The 12,705-nt window shown below is 57.5% G+C and carries 10 protein-coding genes; 7 read left to right on the forward strand and 3 right to left on the reverse strand.

The window, feature by feature from the left end; all coding sequences use genetic code 11:
• Positions 1–21: 21 nt before the first annotated feature.
• Positions 22–792 (reverse strand): enoyl-CoA hydratase-related protein, encoded by a 771-nt coding sequence (locus tag RAS12_RS18605; RefSeq protein ID WP_306937929.1) that lies wholly within the window; start codon positions 790–792, stop codon positions 22–24.
• A 91-nt stretch (positions 793–883) separates the two neighbouring features.
• Here RAS12_RS18605 and RAS12_RS18610 point away from each other — a divergent pair, with 91 nt between their 5' ends.
• The 5 genes from RAS12_RS18610 to gad all read left to right on the forward strand — a co-directional run bounded on the left by RAS12_RS18610 (position 884) and on the right by gad (position 6,718).
• Complete coding sequence (locus RAS12_RS18610) at positions 884–1,846, forward strand: LysR family transcriptional regulator (protein WP_306937930.1); 963 nt, start codon at positions 884–886, stop codon at positions 1,844–1,846.
• Between the two features lie 382 nt (positions 1,847–2,228).
• A complete protein-coding gene (gene gadC / locus RAS12_RS18615) occupies positions 2,229–3,788 on the forward strand; it encodes a glutamine/gamma-aminobutyrate antiporter GadC (RefSeq protein WP_306937931.1) in 1,560 nt (519 codons plus the stop codon).
• A 53-nt stretch (positions 3,789–3,841) separates the two neighbouring features.
• Positions 3,842–4,777, forward strand: coding sequence for a glutaminase A (gene glsA / locus RAS12_RS18620; protein ID WP_306937932.1), 936 nt, complete (start codon positions 3,842–3,844; stop codon positions 4,775–4,777).
• A gap of 103 nt (positions 4,778–4,880) precedes the next feature.
• Complete coding sequence (gene hdeA / locus RAS12_RS18625) at positions 4,881–5,189, forward strand: acid-activated periplasmic chaperone HdeA (protein ID WP_306937934.1); 309 nt, start codon at positions 4,881–4,883, stop codon at positions 5,187–5,189.
• 128 nt (positions 5,190–5,317) lie between these two features.
• Entirely contained in the window at positions 5,318–6,718 is a 1,401-nt protein-coding gene (gene gad, locus RAS12_RS18630) for a glutamate decarboxylase (protein ID WP_306937936.1), read from the forward strand.
• 88 nt (positions 6,719–6,806) lie between these two features.
• On the opposite strand, the gene RAS12_RS18635 is transcribed toward gad, so the two are convergent.
• Complete coding sequence (locus tag RAS12_RS18635; protein ID WP_306937938.1) at positions 6,807–7,454, reverse strand: response regulator; 648 nt, start codon at positions 7,452–7,454, stop codon at positions 6,807–6,809.
• Between the two features lie 313 nt (positions 7,455–7,767).
• Positions 7,768–11,031, reverse strand: a complete 3,264-nt coding sequence (locus tag RAS12_RS18640; RefSeq protein ID WP_306937941.1) for a DUF2339 domain-containing protein — start codon at positions 11,029–11,031, stop codon at positions 7,768–7,770.
• A gap of 543 nt (positions 11,032–11,574) precedes the next feature.
• Here RAS12_RS18640 and RAS12_RS18645 point away from each other — a divergent pair.
• Both RAS12_RS18645 and RAS12_RS18655 read left to right on the forward strand, forming a co-directional pair.
• A complete protein-coding gene (locus tag RAS12_RS18645; RefSeq protein WP_306937945.1) occupies positions 11,575–11,931 on the forward strand; it encodes a T6SS effector amidase Tae4 family protein in 357 nt (118 codons plus the stop codon).
• 139 nt (positions 11,932–12,070) lie between these two features.
• Positions 12,071–12,535, forward strand: a complete 465-nt coding sequence (locus RAS12_RS18655) for a type VI secretion system amidase immunity protein Tai4 (RefSeq protein WP_306937946.1) — start codon at positions 12,071–12,073, stop codon at positions 12,533–12,535.
• Positions 12,536–12,705: the final 170 nt, after the last annotated feature.

A 12,705-nucleotide genomic window follows, 5' to 3' on the forward strand; every position in this document is an offset into this window, starting at 1 on the left:
CTCCTCTTTGGCGGCTGGGCGTCAGGCGCGCTTGCGGTGCAGCAGAAAGGCTTCCATGTACCGTTTGGGTTCGTCGGTCTCGTACGCCGACACCAAGGCGTCTATGCCGATCGATATTGCTTCCGCCAGCGGCAAGCGTTCCCAATCGCGAATCAGCTTTTTCTGAATACGCATCGCGTGCGGGCCGCCTTCCAGCAGCTCTTTCTGCCAGGCCGCTGCGCATTGCGCGAGCCCGCCCTCGCCCGCCACGTCCGAAATCAATCCCCAGTCGCACGCCTGCTGCGCGCCTATCATGCGGCCGCTCAGTAGCAGGTCTCGGGTGCGAGTCCAGCCGATCATGCCTGGCAGCATGGCGCCATGGATCACCGACGGCACACCCAGCTTCACTTCCGGCATCCCAAACTTCGCATCCCCGCTTGCGACCTTGATGTCGCAAACAGCGGCCACTTCCATGCCAGCTCCCAGGCAGTAGCCAGAGATGATCGACATGGTTGGAAATGGCAGATCGCGCAGTTGCTCGCACAGCGCGTAGACGCCGCGTATGTAGGCATCAATGTCAGCCTTGCCAGCATCCTTCAAGAACTTGATGTCAGCGCCGCCCAGGAACGCAGCGGCGCCGCCCTGCACGATCAACAGCCGGATGCTGTCATCACGAGCAAGATCGCGCAGCGTTGCCGTGTAGATCGCTGCGGCCTCTGAGGTCAGCAAGTTCAAGCGGCCGTTGTCAAAGGTGATAGCGACTACGCCTTCGGCGCGTCGTTCAATATGGCATTGCGGAGTCTGGGTCTGCATGGAAGCCTCGCTGGATAGATGCGAGGGATCATAGGTTTGGCCCTATTGATGAGACAATGGAATTCTTAGACTTCACTCAGTCCATAGTGGAATGAATATCTCTTTCCGGCAACTGCGCATATTCCTCGAACTGTTTGAAACCGGCAGCTTTACAGCGGCCGCCGCGAGACTTCATGTGACGCAGTCGGCGGCCAGCAAAATGATCGCCGAGCTGGAATCGCAACTGAACCTGGTGCTGTTTGACCGAACCACGCGCCGCGTCACTCCCAACGACGCCGCGCGTGAATTCCATGCCTTCGCCGTAGACGTGGTTGCCACCATGCAAACGGCGACACGCAGCGTCGAGGAACTGATCTCGCTAGACCGTGGCAAGGTCAGCATCGCAGCGTCACCCCTGATGATTTACGGCCTGCTCGCCCAGGTCATCGCGGACTATCGGACGCGGCACCCTGGCATTCAATTCGAGCTGCACGAGTTATCCACTGATGACACCGTGGAAAGTGTTCGGGCAGGCACGGTTGATTTTGGTTTGGGCGCAATCGATATGCGCATTCCCGGCATTCAGAGCGAAGTGGTGCTGGAAGATGGCATGTATGTGGTGGTCAACCCCGGCCACCCGCTGATCCGCCGCGCCTCGGTCGCGCTGGACGAACTGGCCGCGTGGAACCACATTTCGCTGCGCAACTTCTACAGTGTCCGACGCAGCTTGGACCTGATTCTGGCTCATCGCGGCGTGACCTTGCCCAGCGCCATCGAGGCCGGAACGCTAACGGCTGCTCTCGGCTTGGTGCGCTGCGGCGCTGGCTTGTTGATCGTGCCAGGCTACGCGGCGGCCATCGCCGAACAATGGGGCATGCACACAATCGCAATCGCTGGGGTATCGCCCACCGTGCACCAGATCTCGCTGATACAGCGCAGCCGCGCCCGGCCATCGGTGTCGACTCGGCATTTTCTGGAAGTGCTACGGCCAACGCTGGACGCACGCCGCGCCACGCAGCTCGATGGTGTGCAAATCAAACGCAAGTCGCGCAATAAAGGCCATTCACGGGATTAAATCCAAATACGGCTCAGTGCAGATATCTGTTGAAATATATCAATATATTTCAGAGCGGAGAAACATATCCAATCGTTTCACATTTCATACTGAACCGATAACTTTCGATAGCTTTAGCGGCTAAGAATTACTAAACAATATCGGCCGTCTGAGAATTATTCTTCCTAAGATTAGACATCCTCACTTACATGCCGAACAGGACTGATCCAAATGTCCTACTTCCTTCGGCTTGCGAACGACGGCAGCCTACAAGCGAGCTGACCGATACATCTCCTACTTTTGAATGTTGAGCTGCGGCGCATCGCCAGCAGGTCAGTGTGTTTTGTGTAATTCGTTGACTTTCCGTTTGACAGGCTTAGTGCCTACCTAATTACGGTGATCCATGTCTGATACGCACACTCGCAACACGCCACCCCTGGCAACGTCAAAAAAGCTTGGCATCGGTACTGTGGCGATTATGAATATCGTCGCGGTGGTCAGCCTCAGAGGCCTTCCCGCTGAAGCCGAATACGGTCTGAGTTCCGTTTTCTACTATCTGTTTGCTGCGGTATTTTTCCTCATCCCTGTATCCCTGGTCGCCGCCGAACTGGCTACAGGCTGGTCGGAAAAGGGCGGAATTTTCCGGTGGGTGGGAGAAGCCTTCGGGCCAAAACTCGCATTTTTGGCCATGTTCATGCTCTGGATAGAAGTGACGGTGTGGTTTCCCACGGCGCTCACGTTTGCCGCAGTGTCACTGGCTTTTATTGGACCGGATCAACGCTGGGACGAGGCGCTTTCAGCCAACAAATTCTTTATCCTGGCCATCGTCCTTGCGGTCTACTGGTTAGCGACCTTCATTGCGTTCCGCGGCGTGGAGACCTTTGCAAAGGTTTCCAAATGGGGTGGAATCATCGGCACCATTATTCCGGCCACGATTCTGATTGTTCTGGGCTTTTCCTATCTGTTCGCGGGCAACACGCCGCAGATTCAATTGTCCTGGGATCAGGTCGTGCCCGACTTCACCAATTTTGACAACGTGGTGTTGGCCGCAAGCATCTTCCTGTTCTACGCGGGGATGGAGATGAACGCCATCCACGTCACCGAAGTCGACAACCCGAAGCGCAATTACCCCATCGCCATCATGCTGTCGGCGTTAGGCACAGTGCTGATATTTGTACTTGGCACGCTGGCCATTGCATTTGTGATCCCGCAGGCCGACATCAACCTGACCCAAAGTCTGCTGGTTGCCTACGACGATATGTTCAAGTGGGCAGGACTTGAATGGCTGGGTCCGGTCACCGCAGTCGCGTTGGCCATCGGCGTATTGGCAGGCGTCGTAACGTGGGTTGCTGGCCCCTCATCGGGGTTGCTCGTTGTCGCCAAAGCGGGCTACCTGCCCCGTTGGTGGCAACACACGAATGCGCATGGCATGGCCACGCACATCCTGTTGCTACAGGCCACGCTGGTCAGTCTGCTTGCCGTACTTTTCGTGGTGCTGCCGTCCGTGCAAGCGGTCTACCAGATGCTTAGCCAACTGACCGTGATTCTGTACCTGGTCATGTATTTGCTGATGTTCGCCGCGGCTCTCTACCTGCGGCACAGCCAGCCGACGCGCGCCCGCCCCTACCGTATTCCTGGCGGCAACTTTGGGATGTGGATTATTGGAGGCGCGGGCTTCATAGGATCGCTACTGGCCTTTGTGTTCAGTTTCATCCCCCCCAGCCAGATTTCAGTGGGCAGCCCGACGATGTATGTCGGCATACTCGTGGCGCTGACGCTGTTCTTTTGCATCCTGCCATTTTTGATCTACATGGTCAGAAAACCTTCGTGGCGGGCGGAGAACAGCGACTTTGCGCCATTCACTTGGCAAACCGGTGTAGGGGACCCGGCCTTGAGCGCGCAACCTGCGGGCCTGTCATCAGGACTGGGTAAAACGAGCCTGCCTCCCATTTCTAAATCCTGATGCATGCCACGGGGGATTCAACACATCGAATCCCCTCGTTTCTGGAGCTTCCCATGGCAATAGATCTCGCGATGCTCAGGCACGCCGTGCAAACTGCGTACGACCAGCACCACACCGCGGCGGGCGGCGAAAACGCCAGCTATATCCCCTATCTGGCCAACGTCCCGTCGACCTTGTCCGCAGTAGCAGCGGTGACGGTAAATGGCGACATCATCGCCGCCGGCGATTCGGATTTTCAGTTTGCCATCGAATCGATATCCAAAGCGTGCACGCTGGCTTTGGCACTGGATGATGTCGGCGCCGATGCTGTACAGGAAAAGGTCGGCGCCGACCCGACCGGTCTGCCTTTCAATTCCGTCATCGCGCTGGAATTGCACAACGGCAAACCTCTATCCCCCTTGGTCAACGCTGGCGCAATGTCCACAGTCAGTCTGGTGCAGGCAAATTCAGTCGAAGAACGTTGGCAGCGGATTCTGGCTATGCAATCCGCGCTGGCGGGCGCGAAAATTGAGCTATCCAACGACGTCAATCAATCAGAACAGACAACCAACGCACACAACCGCGCGATCGCCTGGTTGCTGTATTCCGCCGACGCCATGTATTGCGATCCGATGGAGGCCTGCGATGTTTATACGCGGCAATGTTCCACCCTGATTACCACCACACAGCTGGCAACCATGGGGGCCACGCTTGCCGGCAAGGGCATCAACCCCATTACGAAAGACAAAGTCCTGCATGAAGGGCATACGCGGTATGTGCTGGCTGAGATGACCATGGAAGGCATGTATGGCAGCTCCGGCGACTGGGCTTACACGGTGGGGCTGCCAGCAAAAAGTGGTGTGGGCGGCGGCATTTTGTGCGTGGTTCCTGGCGTGATGGGCATTGCTGCGTTTTCGCCGCCCCTTGATCCGGTTGGCAATAGCGTGCGCGGCCAACTGATGGTGGCCGCAGTGGCGAAAGCCATGGACTACAACCTTTACGCCGCTTGAGCATGTGAGATTGTGCCGTTTGGCCTGACACGCGAACAGCTCCATCCGTGTCAGTGCTTTCTGTCCTGGAGCGTAGCTGATTCAACAGATCGGAGAAATGCAAATGAAGAGAGCACTTTGCGCACTTGGCATCGTGGGTTTGGCCGCCGTTTCCGGACTGGCCCACGCCGACACGAAAAAGCCCGTGGCCTTGTGGCTTTGCAGCGACTATCTGGAGGTTGATGAAACGACCCAGCCCACCGCGCTGGGTTTCGCTGAAGCCATCAACCGTCAGGGCAAGCCCGAAGAGGCCGTGCTGGATGTCGAAGGCATCACCAAGATCAAGCCGGCAGTACTGACTTACTGCAAGGAAAATCCCAAGATTGCGTTGCGCGACGCGCTGGTGCAAACCTGGGCCAAGGCCAAGAAGTAAGGCGCGTCCCCGCTCCTTGCCGGACTGGACGGCACTGGCCAAGGAACAGCCGTTCCCATGCCAGTGCCTCCCGCCCCTCTAAGCTGGACAGCAGCTCGTGTTTGTCCGACGGATCATGAAGGATAGTTATGCCACTGCACGCCAAAAACGCTGTACGTCATCATCTCTTTGATGATGTCTACGCATCCACCGATCTTTCGGTGGCCATGCCCAAGTACAAGTTTCCGACGCAAGAGCACGCCCCTCGTCACGCGTATCAGGTCGTCCATGATGAGCTCATGCTGGACGGCAACTCGCGGCAGAATCTGGCCACCTTCTGCCAGACCTGGGTGGACGAAGAAGTGCATAAGTTGATGGACGAGTCGATCGATAAAAATATGATCGACAAGGACGAGTATCCCCAGACCGCAGAAATCGAGGCGCGCTGCGTCCACATGCTGGCAGACCTGTGGCATTCGCCGGATGCCGCGAACACCTTGGGTTGCTCGACCACCGGTTCTTCGGAAGCCGCCATGCTGGGTGGACTGGCGCTGAAATGGGCATGGCGCAAAAAGCGCCAGGCAGCTGGCTTGCCCACCGACAAACCCAACATGATCTGCGGTCCCGTCCAGATTTGCTGGCACAAGTTCGCGCGTTATTTCGATGTGGAACTGCGCGAGATTCCCATGGAGAATGGGCGTCTCATCATGGACCCTGCCGAGGTCATCAAGCGGGTCGATGAAAACACCATAGGCGTCGTGCCGACGCTGGGCGTAACCTTCACCTGCGAATATGAACCCGTCAAGGCGGTGCATGACGCGCTGGACAAGCTAGCGAAAGACACCGGACTGGACGTGCCAATTCACGTGGATGGCGCAAGCGGCGGCTTCCTTGCCCCCTTCTGCGCACCCGACTTGCAATGGGACTTCCGTCTGCCGCGCGTGGTGTCCATCAATACATCAGGCCATAAGTTCGGCCTGGCGCCATTGGGCGTGGGTTGGATCATTTGGCGCGATGCCGCGCACCTGCCAGAAGAACTGATTTTCAACGTCAATTACCTGGGCGGCAACATGCCCACATTTGCGTTGAATTTTTCGCGTCCTGGCGGCCAGATCGTGGCGCAGTACTACAACTTTTTGCGCCTCGGCAAGGAGGGCTATCGCCAGGTCCAAACCGCTTGCTACGACACGGCTCGTTATTTGGCTCAAGAAATTGAAAAACTCGGACCCTTCGAAATCCTCTTCGACGGAGACCCCAACAAAGGCATTCCCGCACTGTGCTGGAAGTTGAAAGAGGGCCAAAAGAACCCAGGCTTCAACCTCTATGACCTGGCTGACCGCCTGCGTTCGCGTGGCTGGCAAGTGCCGGCGTACTCAATGCCCGCAAACCGCCAGGATCTTGTCATCCAGCGCATTCTGGTTCGACATGGCGTAAGCCGCGACATGGGGGCCTTGTTGATCGAGGACTTCCGCCGCAGCCTGGATTATTTTGCGTCGCATCCGGTGTCGGTGCAGGGTCAACAAGACGAGTCAGGCGGGTTCCACCACTAAAGCGTGATATGAAAAATGGCGGGCGCATTGCATGCGCCCGCCATTCAAGATGCCTGGAACATCAATCGGATACAGGCACTGTCGAACATCAAGCAGCTAGACCATTCTGAAGACCGTAGCTGAGTAGATCCATATCATTGCGCACATTCAACTTGCGCATGGCCGCACGCTTTTGAGCGCTAATGGCCTTCTTGCTGCGCCTGAATTTTTCAGCAATCTCACCCAGCGAATATCCCGACGCAAACAGGCGAACGACTTCCACTTCGCGTCCGGTCAGCGCAACGGGCGGTGTGGCGCAAGCGGAACCGGCGCCGCCACCTAACGCTTCCCTGATCCGGGGAGACCGGTAAGCGCCTCCCCGAGATGCGGCGCGCAAAGCCTGACGCAAGTGTTCGGGCAAGTCGCGCTTGCTGACGATTGCGCGAACGCCCCGCAACTCCAACGCCCGCAATGCCATGGGATTGTCGATTGACGTCAACACCACCAGCCCTAGAGCAGGATAGCGCTGCTGTATGTGTTCGAACATGCTCAGACCATCACCGAAGTCAGTGCCTGGTAGCGCGTAGTCGCTCACAAGCACATCACACTCGTGATGCTCCAACACATCGAACAGCTGCGTCGAGTCAAAGGCGCTGCCCACGACTCTCGCCACGCCGTCCATCGATAGCTCAACTTGCACCCCTTTGACGCAGACCGGGTGTGCGTCTGCCAGTACTACTCGAATGAAACCAACCACGTCATCTCCACATTATTTTGTCAGCGAGCAGTGAACCGGTCCCACAGCGCGCACACCCTGATATCGCACGCTGTGAACATCGACGGGTTCCAATTTCGGCCCCCAACGAAGGGTTACGGCAACGCCTCAACTACCCACTGACACAGTTTTATAAGAATTTAGGTAAGCCTATCCGTGACAGCACGCCAGCTCAACGAGACCCGACCGAAGATCTGATGGAAATTGATAGGATTCGTCTCATTTTTGGTGAAATCCATGTTTGGCGGGCTTAAATCGAGCATCGATATTCGACAGAATTGGATAGATTCCGTGCTTATGCAGCCTCGCCGAGGACGCTTTCGGGATCTAACTCGACCTCTTTGTGACGCGGCGGCAAAGGCGAAAAATAGCCGACCAACAGCAGCAGAACGCCCACCCCAATAAACGAAATGATCCTCTCCAGGCTGCCGCTATTGCCCAGTTCGATGAAGAACAGTTTTACGACCACCACTGCGACCAGTCCCGCGCCCGCCATCCACAGGTCTCGGCGTCTTAGCCTGCTTCCCAGAATTGTCAGGACCAACGCGCAAAGCGTCCAAAGCAGCGACAGGCCCGCCTGCACCAGCAGTGAGCGGTATAACGCGTGGACCTCGAAAAACACGCCGAAGAAATGATGAGCCACGCGGCAAACCATCAATGTCAGCATTGCGAACAGAGACGCGCCCAGCACAGCTAGGCGTAGCAAACGCAGCGCTTCGGCATGGTTGAACGAGGATGGCAGCATCCGATCGCTCCAGCGATACAGAACGAACAGCGCGGTCAACAGGCCCAGCTCCAGCGGATTGAACAGGGGCACATAAGGCAATGGATTCGCTGCGCCGCTACTTAATAAATTGGCCAGCCAAAACCACGCCAACAGCGCCAATGCGACTGGCAGCGCGGCGACAACCCTGTATTCCCGCGAAAAGGCATCAAGTGGCCAGGGAATGCGCCTTCCCCAACTCATCAGCAGCAAGAACGCGCACGGCACTACCGCCCACCCCAGCCACTGCCACACGGTGTGCTGTTCCCCCAGCAGCATCACCAGGTAGCGCGCCTCTAGCGCCAACACCGCGAGCAGCAGCCAACAACCCAGAATATGCGAGGCACCCAGCGCCCGCACCGGCGCCAGATGGGCCAAACCCCGCAATGTCAGCAGATGCGTGCCCAGCCACATCAGCCAAGCCAGCCAGCCCAGATTCGCCAATGGCTGATAGTCAGAACGCCATAGGTTCAATGGCGCCAGCGCCGCCACAGGCGTCAGCAACAGGCAGAACAGCGTCATGTCGCACCATTGCTCGCGGCGCGCCAGCCAAGCGCACCACAGTACGCTAAGCGAGGCCAATCCGATCAGCGCATGTTCCCGCAGACCGTAGGGCAAGAACTGGTTCGCCTCGCACCACGCCGTCAGCGCCCACCAGCCAGCGCCCCAAACCAGCAATACCCGCGACATCGATTGCAACCCTATGCTGCCATTCGTCATTTGCTGTTGTTTCTTGCTGCCACGATGCAGACACCAAGCCCCAGCCAATCCTGCGAGCGCCAACATCGCGGGGGTCCAAAAGCCGCTATGAGCCAGCGGACGCAAAGCGTCGCTCGACATCAACCCAATAGGTGACGTGGCAAACAGGGTGCCGCCCAGCAATTGGATGACAAATGCGCAACCGAGGAAACTGCGCTCGCCCAATCGCAAACCTGCGTGTAGCGTGGCCAATCCGGCAAAAGCCCAGATGATCGCGGTGGCATTCACGCCAAAGCACAGCGGCGCGATCAAATAGAGAAAAAACAATGCCGCGCAGCCGAACATCGGCTGCAAGGATGTCTCCCAGGCCCACAACTGTTTTGTATCGGCGCGCCGCAGTTGAGCCAGACTGAACATAAGCGCAGCCCCCAACATCAGCGCTCCCAGCGGCGACCCATCCAGCAAGCGTTCCTGCGCGAGCTGGATATCCACCAGAAACGCCGCAGCAGCGCCACCTTGCAGCAACAAGGCGAACATACGCGCCAATCTCCGCCCTTGCTTGAGCGCGAGCCAATAGAATGCAGCGCCTTCCACCGCCCACGCGGCCGAGGTCCAGCGAGCATCAAGCGCCAACGGAATCGACAGCGTGCTGAAAACGACGCCCAGTGCCAAACAAATTTCCACCAGCAGGCAAGTGCGATCGGCTGTTGCACGCCGCCGCAGCACCCATCCCAGCGCAAGATAAAACAGACCCAGCGCCAAGGCACTGAAGGCCATGCCAAATTCAAGATGCCCCACCACCGCGCATTGCAAGCCAAAGCCTGCCAGCGGCGGACCGAACAACACACTGGCGTCGACGTAATCAGCCTGTTGCACCGACCATCGCAACTGGACCCCGCGCTCTTGCGGCGCCTTGGCCGCATCGCGCAATTTGCGGCGGGCAAAGAGCAAGCCGATGCCCACATACATAAGAAAAAACAACAGCAGGAAAGGCTCTGTGCTGATGAACAACTCTGGCGTATACGACCTAAGGCCCCAGGCGAGACCGATGCCGAATGTTCCAATAAAACCAACCAGATTGAGCTGCCGCCAGGCCTGAAACCAGGCAATCGCAAAGATGCAGGCGTTGAGCAAGGCGAAATAACTGAACAGCGCCACGTGGTTGCCACTGCCGCTGGAGGTCAGGATGGGCGCGGCAAAACCGCCGAGCACGGCGACCACGGCCAAACTCATCGCGTTCTGCACAATGGCAAGAGCCGCCAGACAAAGCGTTACCGCGATCAGCAACGCGAACGCGGCAGCGGGCGAAATCAAGGGATGCAGGCGCATTGCAGCGAATGCCGTCAGATACAGCACCGCGATGCCAGCGCCCTGCAAGATCAAACCATAAGCGGCTTTTCGCAGCCGCGCCCGCCAACCAATTCCCAACAGTACGATACCGGCCAACGCTACCCCGGCATATCGCAGCTCGATAGCCACCACGACTTGCTCGGAGGCGTAGCGCAACAGAAAAGCCAGGCCGATGAACAGCAGCACCACCCCTGTCCGCAGCACCGTATTGCCGCCTAGCAGCCACGACTTGGCTATCTCAAAACCCTGATCCAGCAAAGAAGGCCCTGGCGTCTCAGACTGCTCCGCCACCTGCCGCGGAGACGGCGTGAGGGGCGAAGCCACCACAGTGGCCGGCATCGCGTCTGCGTCTGCCATCGCCGGCGCAGCTAGAACTGGCGACTGAATATTCCGCTCTAGGATTGCCACGGATGGTTTGATCGCCGGCTTCTGAGTGGCCTTGATCGAACTCTCATCCCCCCCTGCTGGCGCCGTAGCACGGACGGCATGCGTGGACCGCGCTTTTGCAAGCGCTATCTCGGACTCTGTATGTCGTGGTGATGGATGCGTTGTTACCGCGCCGGGTCCCAGGCGCTGGGCAAAATCCGAGAACTCGTTCTGCAACCGTTCATACTGCTGCGTCAGGCCCTTCAACGCGATCGTTTGCCAGACTATCAGGCCTAACAAGGCTCCGAGCAAAGCGGCGGCTGGCGACTGATCGAGGATCAAACCCAAGACCGATCCAACCAGCATGAAAAACCATTGCATGCGCATGCGTCCTTGAAGAACATCAACGCGCACCTGTCTCGGGAAGCGCGCAGTATTTGTCGGTTGATAGGCGGGCGGGGTACGCGAGGGTGAACGGCGACGAAATTCGGGCGTGGCCCGCAGAATTCCGGATTTATCCTAGGAGAGCCAATGCCCAATAACAATAAGAACAATCCGAATCTTCGACTCGGAAGCACGACGGATTCAGGCGCGGAACACGACGCCACGGGCCGAACGAGCACATCGCGCGCGCAAGACATCAGCTCATAGCGCCGAATTTCCCCCCGCGCAGGTAGACAATCAACAATGCCCGGCTGGCCAGCATCGCCATGGCTAGATCAGACGTCGACATAGAGCGCACGATCTTCCCTCTCGACATACGCGGCCATGATGCTCCTTTCGCCTTGCAGGCATTCAGCAAGAATGTCCCGCCGGCGGGTCCGGCATTTCAGACGACGCCTAATGCCAAAGGGAAGCTATATCTGTACCCTTTCCGTCGGCAATCATGCTCAAACGCAAGGCAACAAAACCTAAGGAAGAGGCATGGCACGGCCTACCTTCGCCCAAGCATGGATAGCATCCCAGCGCATCTATGACCCCGCCAATTCTGCCGCCAAGGTGGGTCAAGTAATTGGTGGAAAAGTCGCGACCAATATCAACAGCGCCGATCCCAAGGTGCGCTGGAAAAATACATGTGCGATGCGGTTGAGCTACATTTTGAACCAGGCGGGGATGTCAATACCTCACATGCCGGGACAAACCGTATCCGGCTCCGATAAGAAGTCATACTTCTACCGCGTCAAGAATCTGATTTCTTTTCTGGAAAGCCGGTGGGGTAAGGCGGAAATCGTGAAGTATCAGCCGTCTGGTGGGGCACTCTCGCAGGAAAGAAGGGGCTGATCTTGTTTGAGGTGTCCGGTTGGTCAGATGCCGAAGGACACGCGACGCTGTTCAATGGCAGTGCGTGCTACGACCAATGCTATTTCAATGAGCCCGGCGCGAACTATCGTACTGAGCGCGCTTACTTCTGGAGCCTGCCTTGAAGATCACGCTGGTTCGCAGCCTGTCACTGATCCTTGTGCTTTTTGCATCCTACAGCCATGCAAATGATGCTGGACGTACTTCGCCGCAGGCAGGGGCACGTACTTACGCCCAGAACTACAAGGACATGGTGCTGGCCCAATGCATTGCCACAGCATACAAAGACGATAGACAAGCCTCTACGGATGCGGGAAGTAGCGTCACCGCCCTTCGAGACTGGACCAACTACGATTGGGACAAGCACGCGTATGACGAGGTCGTTTCGCCGTTGGTGGAAAAGTACTTGGCCCGCGACTATCACAATCCCCTGGCCGAAGCAGAGATCAAGGGGATCCAATTTAGTTTGCTGAAATGCCTGGATCTGTATCACAGCGAGGAGCTGGCCACCGTGGTCAAGCACGTGGTTATCAATCCCATGCGCACTTACCGGCAAGACAATCAACCGTCGGCAGAGCCAAGATAAGGATAAGAACACAAGCTTCGAGTTTCAACTCGGGCCTGAAATGTACGCTCCAAACTTAGCCCCGAAACGGAGATTCCGATCGGGGCTATTGCATTGCAGCTAGAAACCCCACCAGAGATCGGATCGGTGACCAACGTTTAGGGGCCGGCTCATTCTGCACGGGCGACATG

The sequence above is a fragment of the Achromobacter seleniivolatilans genome (assembly GCF_030864005.1).
Taxonomy (GTDB): domain Bacteria; phylum Pseudomonadota; class Gammaproteobacteria; order Burkholderiales; family Burkholderiaceae_B; genus Achromobacter; species Achromobacter seleniivolatilans.